This is a genomic window from Streptomyces sp. NPDC004609 (genome assembly GCF_042873655.1).
In the GTDB taxonomy this organism is placed as follows: domain Bacteria; phylum Actinomycetota; class Actinomycetes; order Streptomycetales; family Streptomycetaceae; genus Streptomyces.
On record NZ_JBIALS010000011.1, the window covers coordinates 26,391 to 42,953 of the forward strand.

General features: G+C 74.0%; 14 protein-coding genes and 1 tRNA gene. 9 read left to right on the forward strand and 6 right to left on the reverse strand.

Going from position 1 to position 16,563, the window contains the following annotated elements:
• The first annotated feature begins 358 nt into the window (after positions 1-358).
• Positions 359-1,561, forward strand: a complete 1,203-nt coding sequence (locus tag ACFYT4_RS13555) for a M6 family metalloprotease domain-containing protein (protein ID WP_389267790.1) — start codon at positions 359-361, stop codon at positions 1,559-1,561.
• Positions 1,562-1,858: 297 nt separating this feature from the next.
• Here the strand turns inward: ACFYT4_RS13555 and ACFYT4_RS13560 are convergent.
• The 4 genes from ACFYT4_RS13560 to ACFYT4_RS13575 form a co-directional block, all read right to left on the reverse strand.
• Positions 1,859-1,932: transfer RNA gene (locus ACFYT4_RS13560), tRNA-Lys, on the reverse strand.
• On the reverse strand, positions 1,923-2,582 hold the full coding sequence (locus ACFYT4_RS13565; protein WP_389267792.1) for a bifunctional DNA primase/polymerase: 660 nt from the start codon (positions 2,580-2,582) through the stop codon (positions 1,923-1,925). Before ACFYT4_RS13565 ends, ACFYT4_RS13560 begins: the two co-directional genes overlap by 10 nt.
• Positions 2,583-2,813: 231 nt before the next feature.
• Positions 2,814-3,152, reverse strand: a complete 339-nt coding sequence (locus tag ACFYT4_RS13570; RefSeq protein ID WP_389267794.1) for a hypothetical protein — start codon at positions 3,150-3,152, stop codon at positions 2,814-2,816.
• A gap of 610 nt (positions 3,153-3,762) precedes the next feature.
• On the reverse strand, positions 3,763-4,371 hold the full coding sequence (locus ACFYT4_RS13575) for a histidine phosphatase family protein (protein ID WP_389267796.1): 609 nt from the start codon (positions 4,369-4,371) through the stop codon (positions 3,763-3,765).
• A gap of 294 nt (positions 4,372-4,665) precedes the next feature.
• Here ACFYT4_RS13575 and ACFYT4_RS13580 point away from each other — a divergent pair, with 294 nt between their 5' ends.
• From ACFYT4_RS13580 to ACFYT4_RS13595, 4 genes are read left to right on the forward strand one after another with little or no spacing between them, the layout of a single operon-like run.
• A complete protein-coding gene (locus ACFYT4_RS13580; protein ID WP_389267797.1) occupies positions 4,666-5,655 on the forward strand; it encodes a phosphatase PAP2 family protein in 990 nt (329 codons plus the stop codon).
• On the forward strand, positions 5,567-6,901 hold the full coding sequence (locus ACFYT4_RS13585; RefSeq protein ID WP_389267799.1) for a hypothetical protein: 1,335 nt from the start codon (positions 5,567-5,569) through the stop codon (positions 6,899-6,901). Before ACFYT4_RS13580 ends, ACFYT4_RS13585 begins: the two co-directional genes overlap by 89 nt.
• Complete coding sequence (locus ACFYT4_RS13590; RefSeq protein WP_389267801.1) at positions 6,892-8,478, forward strand: hypothetical protein; 1,587 nt, start codon at positions 6,892-6,894, stop codon at positions 8,476-8,478. Before ACFYT4_RS13585 ends, ACFYT4_RS13590 begins: the two co-directional genes overlap by 10 nt.
• On the forward strand, positions 8,475-9,803 hold the full coding sequence (locus tag ACFYT4_RS13595; protein WP_389267803.1) for an AAA domain-containing protein: 1,329 nt from the start codon (positions 8,475-8,477) through the stop codon (positions 9,801-9,803). The genes ACFYT4_RS13590 and ACFYT4_RS13595 overlap by 4 nt, the downstream gene beginning before the upstream one ends.
• Positions 9,804-10,120: 317 nt before the next feature.
• Here ACFYT4_RS13595 and ACFYT4_RS13600 read toward each other — a convergent pair whose 3' ends face one another.
• Positions 10,121-11,503 (reverse strand): tetratricopeptide repeat protein, encoded by a 1,383-nt coding sequence (locus ACFYT4_RS13600; protein ID WP_389267805.1) that lies wholly within the window; start codon positions 11,501-11,503, stop codon positions 10,121-10,123.
• A 241-nt stretch (positions 11,504-11,744) separates the two neighbouring features.
• Between ACFYT4_RS13600 and ACFYT4_RS13605 the strand changes: the two genes are divergently transcribed.
• Both ACFYT4_RS13605 and ACFYT4_RS13610 read left to right on the forward strand, forming a co-directional pair.
• On the forward strand, positions 11,745-12,305 hold the full coding sequence (locus ACFYT4_RS13605) for a hypothetical protein (protein WP_389267807.1): 561 nt from the start codon (positions 11,745-11,747) through the stop codon (positions 12,303-12,305).
• 342 nt (positions 12,306-12,647) lie between these two features.
• Positions 12,648-13,520 (forward strand): spermidine synthase, encoded by an 873-nt coding sequence (locus ACFYT4_RS13610; RefSeq protein WP_389267809.1) that lies wholly within the window; start codon positions 12,648-12,650, stop codon positions 13,518-13,520.
• Between the two features lie 24 nt (positions 13,521-13,544).
• On the opposite strand, the gene ACFYT4_RS13615 is transcribed toward ACFYT4_RS13610, so the two are convergent.
• A complete protein-coding gene (locus tag ACFYT4_RS13615) occupies positions 13,545-14,102 on the reverse strand; it encodes a hypothetical protein (protein ID WP_389267811.1) in 558 nt (185 codons plus the stop codon).
• 181 nt (positions 14,103-14,283) lie between these two features.
• Between ACFYT4_RS13615 and ACFYT4_RS13620 the strand changes: the two genes are divergently transcribed.
• On the forward strand, positions 14,284-15,006 hold the full coding sequence (locus ACFYT4_RS13620) for a response regulator transcription factor (protein ID WP_389267813.1): 723 nt from the start codon (positions 14,284-14,286) through the stop codon (positions 15,004-15,006).
• The gene (locus ACFYT4_RS13625; RefSeq protein ID WP_389267815.1) at positions 15,003-16,430 is read left to right on the forward strand and encodes a sensor histidine kinase; all 1,428 of its coding nucleotides are present in this window, start codon (positions 15,003-15,005) and stop codon (positions 16,428-16,430) included. Before ACFYT4_RS13620 ends, ACFYT4_RS13625 begins: the two co-directional genes overlap by 4 nt.
• The last annotated feature ends 133 nt before the right edge of the window (positions 16,431-16,563 follow it).

Here is a 16,563-nt window from a genome sequence, read left to right on the forward strand (position 1 = left end):
GGGACGGGGCCCCTGGCGCGACGGTGCGCGCGGTGACGTCCGGGCTGACGGGCGTGGTGACCGTGGTGACGGACGTGGTGGGGCGCAGGGCGGCGGACGCGGCGGCGGGCAGGGCGGCGGATGGGGTGACGGACGTGGTGGGGTCCGGTCTGACGCGTGGGTGGACGCGTGGGTTTCCGGTCGTGGTGAGGGGCGCGGCGGCGGACCGGGTCCGGGTTCCGGGGGCGGCCGATCCGGCGGTTCCGGGTCCGCCTCCGGTCCGGGATCCGGGGCAGGGGTCCCGCGCGGCGGCGGACCGGGTCCGGGACAGGGGCCCGACCAGGGGCGCCCGCGTGGCACGGGCGGGGAGCGCGGCCGGGTGCGGAGCGCCGCCGCCGCCCTGACCTCCCTGATGGCGCTCGCGACCACGTCCCTGGTGGCCGGCCCCGCGGAGGCCAGGGCCTCGTCGGACTCCTGCGCGCTCCCGCGCTCACCCGCACACCACTCCCTGGGCCTCGACACGTGGAACACCTCGTACCCCCAGCCCGCGGACGATCTCGACGCGGTCATGGTCTTCCTGTCGTTCCCCGACGCCGTGCCGCGCATCTCCCCGGCCCGGCTCGCCGCCGACCACTTCCCCGCCACCAGCGAGTTCTTCGAGCGCGCCTCGTACGGGAAGTTCACCCTCCGCCCGCATCCGCAGCGCGACTGGGTGAAGATGCCGAAGCCGTCGACCGCGTACGGGATAAGCCGTGACTGGAAGCCCGCCCACCGGAGCGCCTATCTGCGCGACGCGCTCTCGGCCGCCGACCGGAAGGTCGATTTCTCGCGTTACGACATCGTCTATCTGGTCGCCGACCCGGACGCGCCCGGCGTGGACTCCGACGCCACGAAGGTCGTCAACTTCGACCGCCCGCTGACCTACGACGACACCGAGATCCGCCGGGTCGTCACGGTCTTCGAGCAGCATCCGCCGGACCGCAATGTGCTGGCCCACGAGACCGGGCACGTCTTCGACCTGCCGGACCTCTACCACCGGCCGACGGACGGCAAGGGCGACTGGGACACCTATGTCGGGGACTGGGACGTCATGGGCAGCCAGTTCGGCATGGCCCCGGATCTTTTCGCCTGGCACAAGTGGAAGCTGGGCTGGCTGGACGCCCGGGCGGTGCGCTGTGTCACCCGTCCCGAGCTGCTCACCCTGGATCCGGTGGGCGCGGCCCCGATGCCCGGCGGGAGCCTCGGCACCCGCCTCGCGGTCGTACGCACGGGGGCGGACACCGCGCTCGCGATCGAGGCGCGGGGCGCGACCGGCAACGACGGCTCGACCTGTACGGAGGGGGTACTGCTCTACCGTGTCCGGGCGGACGCCGCCTCCGGCGGCGGTCCCGTCGAGGTGGTGGACACCCACCCGAGGACCGGGGCGTGCTGGGACCGGTCGGTGTATCCGCAGCTCGCGGACGCGCCCCTGGGCGTCGGCGAGACCTTCACGATGCCGGGGACGTCCGGGGAGCGTACGCGGATCGAGGTGGCGGACCGGACCAGGACGGGCGCCTGGACGGTCAAGATCACGACGGCTTAGTGCGGTGACCGGAACGGTGTGCCGGTGAGCCTGCGCCGTCCGGTGCGGTGCAGCGCGAGGCGGAGGTCCGCGGCTCGTACGCGCCGTACTCGCGCGGTCCGACAACGCAGGGGGCACCACCCGTGCCCGCAGGGCTACGAGGGGAGAGGTGCCGTGCCGGGCGTCGCAGGCCGGTGAACGTGTCCGGTGACCGCGCCAGCGCCGTGCGGCCGTCACCTGCCCCGGCCCGGCGGCGGTCGCCGCCGGGCCGGGGCAGCAAGAAAGCCCCTCGCTCACGCGAGGGGCCTCTTTCGTCTGTGCGCCGCCAGGGACTCGAACCCCGGACCCGCTGATTAAGAGTCAGCTGCTCTAACCAACTGAGCTAGCGGCGCCTGCTGACGTCGTAGACCTTAGCATCCTGCTCGGCGGGAGGAAAAATCGATACCCGGACGCTCGCGGTGGAGGCCGAGCGGGCCGTGCGCACGCACGCCCAGAGCAGTACCTCGGGCCCGGGGAGCCAGGGGTGCCGGGTATCGGGGGCCACCAGCCAGCGGGGTCCGGCGGACTGTTCGCCCGTGGTGTTCTCGGTCAGCGGCGGGATCGTCACGGCGTCCCCGATGCCGTGGCAGAGCAGCGGGGGCACGGAGTCGCTCCACTCCTCCCACTCCAGGAGGGCGGGCAGCCGGGAGGCCGTGCCCGGCACGGCGAAGATCAGCATCCGCCCGCGGTGCATGGCGACGGGCCCGGACCCCGGGCCCTCCTCCCAGAGCCGGTCGAGCATATGGCGGCCGAAGACCGAGGGAACGTTCACGATGTCGAAGACCGTGCCGCAGGGGAGGACGGCCGGTGCGGTCGGCCGGGTCTCCCAGAGCGACAGCGTCGAGCGCGGATACGTTCCTGCTGAGGCGAGCCAGTCGGCGCCCGGGGCGGTGACCTGCGAGACGCGGTGCTCACCCTCCTCCTTCAGGAGAGTGAAGAGGTCGGTGCGGCGGTCTTCGTCGCCGGCGGTCAGCAGGTGGTCATCCCTCAGCCATGCACTCATGGGATCTACATCTACCGGGCGTAACGTGATCGTTCCAGAGTGTTCGGCAAAATCGGGACAGGGTGGGGTGGGAGGGGGTATCTTGCGCCCCGGCATATGCCAGATGTGTTGTTGCCTGGCAGATTCGCTCAGGCGTTCCCCGGGTGACGGGGGGTCCGGCCTGGCGTCCGCGGACGGTTCCCCGGGTGCCGAAACGGCCGGGGCGTGGCCCTCCGGAGGTCTGCCGACCGGCTACGGGGTGCTGTCGCGGAGGAGTCCCCGGCCGAACTCGATCATCTTCTTCGCGTAGTCCGCGGTCCATCCCGCGCGCTCGGCGATGTCCGCCGGCGTCAGCCGGTCGAATCGCCGCGGATCGGCGAGCTGCGCCGCGGCGAGTGCCTGGAACTCCACGGCCCGGTCCGTCGCCGCGCGGAACGCGAGCGTCAGCTCGGTCGCACGGGTGAGCAGCTCCCGCGGGTCGTCGATCCCCTCCAGCCCGAAAAAATGCTCGGGATCCGCGGCGACCTCCGACGGCTCGAACAGCAACGCCGCGGGCCGCGGCTTTCGCACGCGCGGCTCGGGTTCCGCCATCTGTCTCTTCCTCCCGCACTCTCTCCACCACACACCACCGGCCCACATCACCGGACCGCGCGTCCATTGTCGCGCTGCCCGCAAGAGGGCGTGCGGAGGACGGCGGTCGGGGGCGGGACCCACACCCTGACGTCTGGGAAAAGACCAGGTCAGACAGTAGCCCGCCCGGTCCAGCGCGGGGCCGGACAGGGCGGGCTGCCGTCTGGTCGGCGGTTCGCGTGCCGGGACTCCTCCAGCAGGCGCAGTGCCGGGCCGAAGATCCCCCGGCCGGGCCCCGCGCCTGCCGTTCGCGGGGCGGTGTCCAGGCATCCCGGCCCGACAGGCGGCGGAGGACTCCGGTGCGCTCCGGGTCGGGTTCCGCGCCACCACCGCACCGCGGGCACCGGAGCACAGGAGCCTCCCGGCCCGGGGCCTCGGCGGTGTCTCGCGGGCCGACGAATGCTGCCGGTCGAGACGGTCCGCACGACGGGGCACCCCGGCTGCTCGATGCGCTCGGCACGGTCACCTGCCCGGGGCGAACCATGGGCAGCCGTCCCTGGACGACGTGGCCGGCCCGGCCATGACGGGGAGTGTCCTGAACGCCTGGCTTCGACGAGCACGGAGGCTCGGATCAGGCGGACTCGGATTCCAGGTGGGCCGCGTCGTTCCAGCGTTCGACCGCCGGCTCCCCGTACGCCCAGCCCAGCACCGACAGCGACGTCGGATCCAGCTGAATCCTCGCCGCGAACGAGGGTTCGAGGGACAGCCACCGCGCCGCCAGCACCCGCAGCACATGGCCGTGCGCGAAGAGCAGGACGTCCCGGTCCGCCGACCGCGCCCACCCGATGACCTCGTCCGCGCGGGCCGCGACCTCCGACAGCGCCTCACCGTCCCGTACCCCGTCGCGCCAGATCAGCCAGTCGGGCCGGCTGAGCGCCCGGATCTCCGGCGGCGTCAGGCCCTCGTACGCCCCGTAGTCCCACTCCATCAGCGCGTCCCACGGCGTCGCCCGCTCCCCGAACCCCGCCAGCTCGCAGGTCTCCGACGCCCGGACCAGCGGACTGGTCCGCACCTCCACATCCGGCAGCCCCGACCAGGGAGCCCTCCGCAGCCGCTCGCCCAGGAGCTTCGCGCCGCGCCGTCCCTCCTCCAGCAGCGGGATGTCCGTACGGCCGGTGTGTCTGCCGAGCCGGGACCATGCGGTCTGGCCGTGCCGGACGAGCAGGATGCGCGGTGCCATGTACGGGATCTCCCTGGGGTTCGTCGGGCCGATCGGTATCAATCGGTCACTGAGGTCACTGAGGTCACTGAGGGCGTTGAGTCCGAATCGGTGCCCCACCATCATCATCGTCCACGGTTCCGCGGCGCTTCCCCGGCCTCCCGCGTCTCCCCTGCCTCCCGGCGCTCCAGGCAACCTTCGCGGCGATCCCCGCGTCCCTCCCTAGGTCGGGACCCGCCGCCCGAGCGCCGCCCCTTACACCGTACGGTTGACCGGTGGCCGCCGACCGCCGGAGCACGAGGGGGAAACGTTCGGATGCCGTACACCACCACAGCCCGCCGTCCGCGCTGGTGGGCGGAGCTGCTGCTCATCGCGGTGGTCTACGGCGCGTACTCGGCCGGCAGGCTCCTCGCCCGCGGCGACGTGTCGACCGCCGTGGACAACGGCCTCGCGATACTCCGGGCGGAGAAGGCGCTCTTCCTGGACGCCGAGACCCCCCTCAACCGGCTCTTCACCGACACCCCCGCGATCGGCGTCCCCGCCGACTTCGTCTACGCGTCGCTGCACTATCTGGTCACCCCCCTCATCCTGGTCTGGCTCTTCCGCCGCCGCCCCCTGCGCTACCGCGCCGCCCGCACCTGGCTGATGCTCTCCACCCTGCTCGGCCTCGTCGGCTTCACCCTGGTCCCGACCTGCCCGCCGCGGCTCCTGGACGCCACGCACGGCTTCGTCGACACGATGGCCCAGTACAGCTCGTACGGCTGGTGGGGCGGCGAGGCGAGCGCGCCCCGGGGCATGGGCGGGCTGACCAACCAGTACGCGGCCATGCCGAGCCTGCATGTGGGCTGGGCGCTGTGGTGCGGGGTGATGCTGTGGCGGCACGGGCGCACCCCGCTGCTGCGGACGCTCGCCGTGGCCTATCCGCTCGTCACCACCCTGGTGGTGATGGGGACCGCGAACCACTACTTCCTCGACGCGGTCGCCGGTGTCGCCGTGATGGGCGCCGGCGCGCTGCTGGCCCGTCCCGCGATGCGGCTCGCCGACCGGGTACGGGCCAGGGTGCCGAACCGGTTCTCCGGCCGCGCCGCCGAACCGGCCGCCGGGTCCGCCGCGGGAGCCGTCACCGGGGCGGCTCCCGCCGGCGCGGGATCGGCCGCGGGGACCGTCTCAGGCGGCAAGTCCCCGATTGTCGGTGCCGGATGCCAGACTTCGACGGGTGAGCGAATCCCTGGACAGCGGACCACGTCCGCAGGCCCCACCCCGTCCGCCGGCGCGGACGACAGCACTCCGGCAGCGGCTCGCTGAGTTGCGCGGCCCCGCCGTGCGCCCCCGGCCGCTGGACGCGCGGGCGCTGGCCGCCCTCGCGGCCAACCCGGGGTGCAAACGGCGTGCGCTGCTGGACGGTGCCGGGGTGGACAAGGCGGCGCTCGCGGCGGCTCTCGGCTCGCCCGGGGCGTTCGGCCAGTCGCAGTTCGCCTTCATGCGGGGCAACGCCTTCGAGGCGCGGGTGAAGTCCGACGGCGGCGCGGAGCTGATGCGGCTCCTCGGTGTGGACGGCGGCGCGGGCTTCCGCGTCCCCGATCTCGCGGCGGCCGGCCCCGAGGGCCGCGCGGCGCGCACCGCGCTCGCGCTGCGGGAGGCGACGGCGGCGGGGGACTGGACGCTGCTCGACCATCCGCTGCTCGCGCTGGAGGTCGCGGGCTCCCCGGCGTATCTGGAGCCGGACGCGGTGGTCGTCCACCCCGACGGCCGCTGGACGGTCGTCGAGATCAAGTCCTTCCCGATGATCGACGCCTCCGCCGACGCGGCGAAGGTGGGCGCCGCCGCGCGTCAGGCCGCGGTGTACGTCCTGGCGCTGGAGCACACCGCCGCGCGGACGAAGGGCGCGCGGGTCGCCCACAGCGTGCTGCTGGTCTGCCCCAAGGACTTCTCCAACCTTCCGACCGCGTCCCTCGTCGACGTCCGCAAGCAACTGTCGGTCACCCGGCGCCAGCTGGCCCGGCTGACCCGTATCGAGGACATCGCCGCCGCGCTGCCCGAGGGCGCCACCTTCGAGCTGGACCGCAAACCGGAGGAGCTGACGGCCGCGGTGGAGTCGGTGTCCGCCGCGTACGCCCCCGAGTGCCTCGCCGTCTGCGAGCTGGCCTTCCACTGCCGTGCCCGCGCCCGGGAAGAGGGCGCCGTCGAAGCCCTCGGGCGTTCGGTGCGCGGAGAGCTGGGCGGTCTCACGACCGTCACCGGCGTTCTCGCCGCCGCCCGAGGTGCCTGCGGAGACCCCGCCGATCCCACGGTCGCCGCCCTGCGCCTGGCCACCACCCTGCGCACCGAGGCCCTGGCCGCCCACCCCTGCCGCGAGTCCCCGTCCGAGACCTCGTCGCCCTCATCCAGTGAGGGCCTGTCTCTGATCGGCCAGCGGGATCCGGAAACCGGCGCCCCTCCGCCGCCCGGGGAGCCGGGCCCGGGGCCCCTTCCGACCCACTCCCCGGACGCGGCGGCCCCCGTACCGCCCCTCACCCCGCTCACCACCGACACGGCGGCACCATGTCGCTGATCTCCACCCTCGCCCGGCTGGAAGCCGTCGAATCCGGCCGCGCCCAGCCCCTCGCGACCGTCCGCCACCGGCACCTCGCCGACCGTCCCCTCGTCCTCGTACCGCTGACGACCGCCGGTGAGGCCGGCGCACCGCTCGGCGCGCTCGTCGGGACCGACCGTGACGCGCCACGCCTGCTGACCGTGGCGCAGCCGCGCGACCGCGAGCTGCGGTTCACCTTCCTCGCGCAGCTCGCCGACGCCGTGCTGCCGTATCTCGACACGTACGCCGACGACATCGAGCTCGTCGAGCGGAACGAGGACGACCCCGGGACGGGCAAGCGCGTCAAGGTCGAGGCCGAACTGTGCGCGGACGCCCCACAGCTGATCGTCCCGGGCCGGGCGGGCATCGAGTTCGTACGCCTCCTCGGCCGGTCGATGCGATTCCGCCGCACCGCCGAGCAGGACCCCGACGCGGCCTATCCCGCGCCGCCGCGCGTCCCCCTCCTCGGCCGCTGGCTCACCCACTACGGAGAGCGGGCGCGGGTCCCCGGCTCGGCCCTGCTGCTCGCGGCGACCGATCTGCTCAACCGGCACTGGGCGACCGGCCAGTCCTCGCTGGAGGACCAGCACCTGGGCGCGCTGCTGGCCTGGATCGAGACCCCGGCGGGCGAGTCCGGCGCGGCGGCGGCGCTCCGGGCGGAGCTGGGCCGTGACCCGCGGGGGCAGTTGCTCTGTCCCCCGGCCGGACCGGCCACGGACCCCGCGTTCGACAACCGCCTGCTCGCCCCCGCCGTGGAGGTGTACGACCGGGCCCGCGCACGGCTGGGCGCGGCCGAGGACGGCGCCGACGCGGACGCCGCCCTCGGTGAACTGGCCCTGGCCGAACGCGAGATACGGCGTCTGCTGCTGACCCAGCTGGAGCCGACCTGGCACGCCGTGTGGCGCGCGGTCGATCTGCTCGGGCGACTGCCCGCGGGCGCGCGGGTCGCCGACCGCTGGACCCGGGACCGCTGGTCGTTCACCGCGCACCGCGACCGGGTCCGGGCGGGCGAACCCCCGCAGCCGCGCCGCGACGACGCCGTGACGGCCGCGCGGAAACTCGCCGCGCGTGAGACCGCGCAGGCCCAGCTGGAGGCACAGGAGGCGCTGGACGACCCCCTGGTGCTGGCGGGGCGCCGGCTCGCGGGCGAGGCGTTCCTGGGCGAGGTGGCCGAGGTCGTCATGGCCTGGTCCGATTCCAAGCGGCCCTCGCCCCGGCCCCTGGTCACCGTCCGCACCGACGACCGCCCGCACCTGGGGGAGGGGGTGAAGGTGTACCGCTCGCTGGACGGCAAACCGCAGTCCGCCGCGTTCGTACGGTACGAGGCCGACGGTGTCCTCGTCCTGCGGCTCACCGACCGCATGGGCCGCGGCAAGGACCCGGCGGAGGGCTCCGTACCGGTCGAGGGCGACCGGATCGCCTGGACCCTGTTCGAGCACGACCAGCGCGGCGGGCCGAAGCTGCCCGATCCGGAGGACACGCCGTGGACCCACGGCGGGCCGCCCGGCACGGCCGCCGAGGACCCGGACCCCGTGACCCCGGAGGACATCCTGTGACCTTCTTCGATCCCGCGGCGGAGGCCGCCCGCGCCACCGCCGCGATCCTCGCCGACACGCTGCACGGGACGTCCAAGGGCGTGGTCGTGGACTCTCCGCCGGGGGCCGGGAAGTCCACGCTCGTCGTCCGGGCGGCGCGCGAACTGGCCGCGGCCGGACGCCCGCTGATGGTCATCGCCCAGACGAACGCGCAGGTCGACGATCTCGTGATGCGTCTCGCCGAGAAGGACCCCGAGCTGCCCGTGGGGCGGCTCCACAGCAACGACCCCGACCCCTACGACAAGGCGCTCGACGAGCTGCCCGGCGTCCGCAAGTCCGCCAGGGCCGCGGATCTCGCGGGGCTCGACATCGTGATCTCGACGGCCGCGAAGTGGGCCCATGTGAGGGGTGTCGAGCCCTGGGGCCACGCCATCGTCGACGAGGCGTACCAGATGCGCTCCGACGCGCTCCTCGCGGTCGCGGGCCTCTTCGAACGCGCGCTGTTCGTGGGTGATCCGGGGCAGCTGGACCCGTTCTCGATCGTGGGCGCGGACCAGTGGGCGGGGCTGTCGTACGACCCCTCCGCGAGCGCGGTCTCGACCCTTCTGGCGCACAATCCGGATCTGCCGCAGCACCGGCTTCCGGTGTCGTGGCGGCTTCCGGCGTCGGCCGCGCCGCTCGTCTCGGACGCGTTCTACCCGTACACCCCCTTCCGCAGCGGTACGGACCACGGCGACCGGCGGCTCTCCTTCGGCGTCGCGTCCGACGGCTCGGCGCACGACCGGGTCATCGACGAGGCGGCGGAGTCGGGCTGGGGCCTGCTGGAACTCCCCGCGCGCCGCACACCCCGGACCGATCCCGAGGCCGTACGGGCGGTGGCGCGGATCGTCCGGCGCGTCCTGGACCGCGGGGGCGCCGCCACGAGCACGGCAGGCGGGGAGCCGGCACCCGTCACCGCGGACCGGGTCGCCGTCGGCACGGCGCACCGCGATCAGGCGGCGGCGGTGCGGGGGGCGCTCGCGGAGCTGGGTGTCACGGAGGTCACCGTGGACACGGCGAACCGCCTCCAGGGCCGCGAGTTCGATCTCACCGTCGTACTCCACCCGTTGTCGGGGCGGCCGGACGCGACGGCGTTCCATCTGGAGACCGGGCGGCTGTGCGTGCTGACGTCCCGTCATCGGCACGCGTGCATCGTCGTCTGCCGGGCGGGTGTCACGGACCTGCTCGACGAGCACCCTTCGACGGAGCCGGTGAGCCTCGGGGTCACGGTCAAGTTCCCGGACGGCTGGGAAGCGAATCACGCGGTCCTGGCGAGGCTCTCCGACCACCGGATCCGCCTGCCCTGACCCCGACCCTCCGCCCCTCGCCGACGCGGCTCCCTTACGGGGCTCCGCCCCGGCCCCCGCGCCTCAATCGCCGGGCAGGCGGGGGGAAATTCAGCCCGTCCGGCGTTTGAGGACGGACCTGGGCCCCGGGTGCGGGGTGTTGGTGTGGGGCGGGCAGGCATCTCCAGCCCGTCCGGCGTTTGAGGACGGACCCGTGGCTCGGGAAGGGCCGTCCCCGCGGGCAGGCCGGGCCGGAGCAACCCATCCGCACCCCACCCACCGCGGACGCGCACCCCACCCACCGGGACACCGGATCGCGTACACCCCGCGCGGAAGCCCTACGCCTGGACCGCCGACTCCCCCCACCTCGCGAGGAATTCCGTGACACCCGCCACACCCCGGTGGCCCTCCAGGACGCCCGCCGCAGAGGCCAGCATGGAGTGGATGCGGGAGGACTGGACACCGTCGAGGAGGTCCAGGACCTGGTGGCCGGCGGAGGCGGCCTCGTCGGGAGCGCCGCCGTGGGCGAGCGCGCTGGTGAGTTCCGCGCGGTAGAGGGCGAGGTTGCGGGTGAAGCGGCGGTCCTGGAGGGTCGCCGCGCGCCGGGCGTGCTGGGCCGCGCGGGGCCAGTCGCCGAGCCTCGCCCAGCACTGGGCCTGCAGGAACTCCAGCTCGGGCTCGCCGAAGAACGACATCCACTCCGGATCCGCCTGCGCCGCACCCCGCCCGAAGTACCCGTGCGCCTGACCCAGAGACTGCTCGCACCCCGTACGGTCACCGAGCCCCGCCCACCCCCCGGCCTCCCGCAGCGTCAGCAGTGCCAGCAGCCGGGGGGACCCCAGGTCCCGGGCCGCGCGCCGCCCCGCCTGCGCCGCGCGGACGGCCTCGCGGTGCCGCCCGGAGTCCCGGGCCAGGAAGGATGTGTTGGAGAAGGCGTGGGCTTCCAGCGCGGGGTCGCCGGACACCCGCGCCGTCGCCAGCGCCTCCGCGTAGTGCGACCTCGCGTCGTCCACCCGGCCGGAGTCGTGCGCCAGCCAGCCGACGGAGAGGGCGAGTTCGCCCGCGCCCGACTGCAGCCGGTCCGCCGTGGAGGCGCGGGCCGTGACACCGGAGTCGAGCAGCGCGTACGCCGCCCGCAGCGGCTGCGCGGCCCGGTGGTAGAGCCCGTCGGCCCCGTGCCGGTCGTCCAGCAGCCGGATCCGCCGTACCGCCTCCTCGACGGCCGCCACCTCCGGCTCGCCGACACGGCGCTGTGCCGGCACGGAACCGGACGGGGTGTTCGGTACGGACCCGAATCCGAACCCCAGGGACGCGGTCGCCACCGTGGCGGAACCGCCCGTCATGAATGCGCGACGCAGCACGTCGTTCTCCTCGTCGCCGTCGCTGTCAGGGATGCCGAGCGCCTCCGGGCCGCCGGGGCGCGGTACGGCCCGCCGGACCCGCCCCCCGCCGCGTACCTGCTCCCGCGCGGCGAACCCGAGGTCCGCCAGGGTCAGACCGGGGAACATATGCAGGAAGACGCGCTCGTACGCGTAGTTGGGGCAGCGGATCTCACCGGCCTCCACCCGCCCCACATAGCGGGCGTCGCACGAGACCTGCTCGCCGATCTCCCGGGCCGCCTTGCGTACGGCCGCGGCGAACTCTCCCGGGGAGCGCTGACCGCGCAGCCGCCGGAAGGCGAGGTTGGGAACTGCCCGTGATGCCTGTGACGACGACGCCATGGCCGAGCCCTCTCTGGTGCAGCCGTGTTCTCGGCGAGGCAAGAACGTACCGGCTGCGGCGGGCCGTTCACGCGACCTTTGGCAAGGAAAGGGGCATCTCGCCCGTGATCTGCCATGAACTGCCATCCTTTGCGGCGGTGTGGCGCCGTTGCCCTTGACGGGGACGGGCGTTGAACTCCTTGGAGGCGCGATCCGTCGTCTCATCCTGAGCGAGGAGGGGATCCCCTTGTTGGAGGTCGGCATGGAGACCAGCGCCAACGGCGGCGCCCGGAAGCCTGCGACATCTGAATCCACGATGACGCCGCCGTCGCCGCCGACACCCGCCGCCCCCGCGCTCGCGGCCCCGGCAGTGGCCACCGGGACCGCCGCGCTCCCGGTGGCCGCCCCGCCCCCCGCCGTCCCGGCGCCCGTCGCGCCCCCCGGGCCCGCCCCGGACCGCGGCCCCGCCGCCACCCCCGCCCCCTGTGATCTGGTGACCGTTCCCACCCGTCAGGGCCTCGAAGCGGTCGACATCCTGCGCCGTACCGCCGCCCCGGCCGTCGGGCCGGTCCTCCACGACGGCTCCTGCGACACCCTCGGCTTCCTCGTGCCGCCCGGCACGGCCGACGGCTGGGACATGCCCGGCAGCGCCTGTACGCAGACCTCGGGCCGGGGGATGCGCGCCCCCGCCGAGCCCCCGGTGCGCGGCTGCGGCTGGCTGCTGCCGCCGGACGACGGGGATCGCGTCACCGACCCGGAGGTCCTGCGCGAGGCCCTCGACGAGGCGGCCCGGCTCATCGAGGCGGCGGACGGCTGCAGCTGACGGCGCCCGGAGCAGGGCCCGTCCGGGCCCCGCGTCGGGGGCGGTCCCGCACGCCCCTCGCGGGGCGCCTCCAACGGGCCCGGCACTCCTCCCGGGCCCCGACCCGGGCGGGCTCCCGCGGGCCGTGCGCCCGGCGAGGAGGCCACGGTGCTCCCCGCCCCCGCGCCACTCCCGGCCGGACCGGCACCCCTCGCGGACGCACCGGGCGGGCCCTCGCAGCCCCGCTCCCGCACCCTTCGCCCCCGCCCTCCCGGGAACCGCCGAGGCCCCCCACCGAGAGGCGCCCTCACCGCGGGGAAGCCCCGCAGGGCGAAACGTTCCGCGCCCGCCGATAATGGGCTGATGGCAAAGAGCACGCGACGGCGCAGAGGCGGGGCCGGCCGCCCCGAACCCGTCGTCGCGCAGGTGGACGGCGGGACCGCCGAGCTGAACCCGGACGCCGAGCGCCCCCGTGCCTGGACGCTGCTCATCGACGGCGCCCCGCAGTCCCATGTGGACCTCGACGACCCGGCCTACCTGTCCTTCGAGTACCAGCGCCGCCTCGGCCATGTCGCCGATCTCGCGGCTCCGGCCGGCCGTCCCCTGCACGCCGTGCACCTCGGCGGCGGGGCGTTCACGCTCGCCCGCTACATCGCGGCGACCCGCCCCCGCTCCACCCAGCAGATCGCCGAACTCGACGCCGCCCTCGTCCAACTGGTGCGCACACACCTCCCCCTGGACCCGAACGCGCGCATCCGCGTACGGTCCACCGACGCCCGGGCGGCGCTCGGCAAGGTGCCGGACGCCTGGGCGGATCTGGTGATCGCGGATGTGTTCGGCGGAGCCCGTACCCCCGCGCATCTGACCAGTACGGAGTTCCTCGCCGAGGTCCGCCGGGTGCTGCGGCCGGGCGGGTACTACGCCGCGAATATCGCCGACGGCCCGCCGCTGGCGCATCTGCGCGCCCAGGTCGCCACCGCCGCCACCGTCTTCCCGGAGCTGGCGCTGGCGGCCGATCCGGCCGTCCTGCGCGGGCGGCGCTTCGGCAACGCGATACTGCTCGCCTCGGATGTGCCGCTGCCGGTCGCCGAACTGACCCGCAGGGTCGCGAGCGACCCCCACCCCGGCCGGGTCGAGCACGGCAGCGCCCTCATCGACTTCACCGGCGGCGCGGCGCCCGTCACCGACGCGAGCGCCCGGCCCTCGCCCGCACCCCCTCCGGCGGTGTTCCGTTAGACCGGTCCGCGGACACCGCGGCCGTCAGGGGGACTTGTGGAACTGCACCCTCGGCGCGGTCCCGTTCCAGGTGTAGAACACCGAGTCCTCGCGGCCGTCCTTGGTGAACGTCACCCGGATCCACATGGGCTCCTCCCACACGGCCACCTCCCAGCCCGCGTTGGGCGTCGCCGAGGCCAGGGACGCCGACGTCGGGCCCACGTCGAACACGACGCGGCCGCCGTCCACCGTGTATCCCTTCATCGTCCCCGAGGGCTTCGGTGCGGCGGGGGTGCTCGGCTGGGCGGCCGGCCTGGGCGTCCTGCTGGGCCGCTGACGCGGCTCCGTCACCGGCGGACGGCTGGTCCTGGCGGCGCCGGAGGTGTTCGAGGGGCTGGATTGCGCCGTCTTGACGGGCGGCCGATGAGTCTCGGAGACCTGGGGTTTCGCCTGCCTGGTCGGGGTGTTCGGATTGATCGGCACCGCACGCGGCCGGTCATAGGCGGTCCCCGACATCACGGTGTGCACGCCCCACCATGACAGCGTGACAGCCGCCCCGGTGGACAGCGACCACGCCATGGCATGTACAAGTCCTCTACGCATCAGTGGCCATACTGCACCACCCGACCCGCGCGTGTCCTCGGGGGGACCGACCTGCTCCGGATCGTGGGCAACTTCCCTGCGGACAGGGCCGATCCGGATCATGAGAGGCGTGGTGAGAGGGTGACCAATGAAGCACTGCGAGTGGCGACCGATGTACTCCGTATGGCGTACGGTGCCGCCCATGGCAAGTGTGCTCGTGGTCGAGGACGACCAGTTCGTGCGCTCCGCGCTCATCCGGCACCTGACCGAGGCGTCCCACACGGTACGGAGCGTCGGCACGGCCCTGGAAGCGCTGCGCGAGGTCGCTCATTTCAGGTTCGATGTGGTCATTCTCGACCTCGGTCTGCCCGATCTGGACGGGGCCGAGGCGCTGAAGATGCTGCGGGGCATCACCGATGTACCGGTGATCATCGCGACCGCGCGGGACGACGAGACGGAGATCGTCCGGCTCCTCAACGACGGCGCGGACGACTACCTCACGAAACCCTTCTCCGTGGAGCATCTGTCCGCGAGGATGGCGGCCGTACTGCGCCGGTCGCGCGCCTCGGCCGGGGAGGCCCCGCCGTCACGTGTGATCCAGGTGGGCGGGCTCTCCATCGACCCGCTGCGCCGGCAGGCGGAACTCGACGGATCGGCACTCGACCTGACGCGCCGTGAGTTCGATCTGCTCGCCTTCCTCGCCGGCCGGCCCGGCGTCGTCGTCCCCCGCAAGGAACTGCTCGCCGAGGTGTGGCAGCAGAGCTACGGCGACGACCAGACCATCGACGTCCATCTGAGCTGGCTCCGGCGCAAGCTCGGGGAGACGGCGGCCCGGCCGCGCTATCTGCACACCCTCCGAGGCGTCGGAGTGAAGCTCGAACCCCCCACTGGTCAACCGGAACACCTACGAGGACATCAACCATGAGATGGGCGCTGGTCAAGGTCTCGCTGGCGGTCACGGTGATGGTCGTACTGGCCTTCGCCGTACCACTGGGGCTCGTCATCAAGGAGATGGCCCGCGACAGAGCCCTCTCCAACGCGGAGCGCCAGGCCGCCGCCATCGGCCCCACCCTCTCCCTCACCGGTGAACGCAGACCGCTGGAACACGCCATGCAGTCCACCCTGGCCGGAGCGGCCAACCGGATGGCCCTGCACATTCCCGCCTCCGAGCGGACGGCCGGCCGCCCCGTCGAGATCGGGACGCGCAGGGCCTCACCCGCCGACCTCGCCCTCGTCCAGCAGGTCCCCCGTGCCTCCACCACCAAGGTGAACGGCGGGTCCGTGCTGCTCCAGCCGATCGCCATCGACTCGGACGGCATCGCGGTCGTCGAGGTCTTCGTCCCCGAGGAGGACCTCAGCAGGGGGGTCACCACCGCCTGGCTGATGCTCGCCGGCGTCGGTATCGCCCTGGTCGTGGGCTCCGTCGCCGTCGCCGACCGGCTCGGTGTCCGCATGGTCAAGCCCGCCCAGCGGCTCGCGGGCGCGGCCCAGGAACTCGGCGAGGGCAAGCTGGGGGTGCGCGTCCCCGAGGAGGGGCCCACCGAACTGCGGTCCGCGGCCATCGCCTTCAACGCCATGGCCGACCAGGTCGTCCAGCTCCTCGCCAACGAGCGGGAACTCGCCGCCGACCTCTCCCACCGGCTGCGCACCCCGCTCACCGTGCTCCGGCTCAACGCGGCCTCCCTCGGCGAGGGGCTCGCCGCCGACCAGACCCGGGCCGCCGTCGAGCAGCTGGAGCGCGAGGTCGACACCATCATCCGCACCGCGCGCGAGGCCAAGCCCCAGACCACGGCGGTCGGCTCCGGCTCGGGCTGCGACGCCTCCGAGGTGATCCGCGAGCGCATGGAGTTCTGGTCGGCGCTCGCGGAGGACGAGGGCCGTACGGTCCGGATCGCGGGAGTGGACCGTCCCGTACGCATCCCGGTCGCCCGGCCCGATCTGGCCGCCGCCCTCGACGCCCTGCTCGGCAATGTCTTCCGCCACACCGCCGAGGGCACGGCCTTCTCGGTCGATGTCCACAACGGTGACGACGCGGTCATCGTGCTCGTCTCCGACGCGGGCCCCGGCATCGCCGACCCCGCCGCCGCGATGGCCCGGGGCAACAGCGGCAGCCGCGACGGCTCGACAGGGCTCGGCCTGGACATCGTGCGCCGGGTCGCCGAGTCGACCGGCGGTGACGTACGCATCGGCAGCTCGGTACTGGGCGGCACCGAGGTACGGATCTGGCTCGGGCTCGATCCGCGCGGCGGCGGGCGCGAGGAGCGGCGCCGGGGCCACCGGGGGTCCGACCGGCGCCGTACGCTGATCCACGCCGGGCGCCGCACCCGCCAGGACGACCCCGTCTCCTGACGCGAGATCCGCCCCATCCGTTCCCCCGCAGGGTTAATCCGTCCCGATGCCGTCCTTAAGAGCGTCCTAAAAAGCTCAACCACTTCACCGGACACGGCATTTGTCCGCGCCGGGCTCGCTAGCGTGCTGCCGC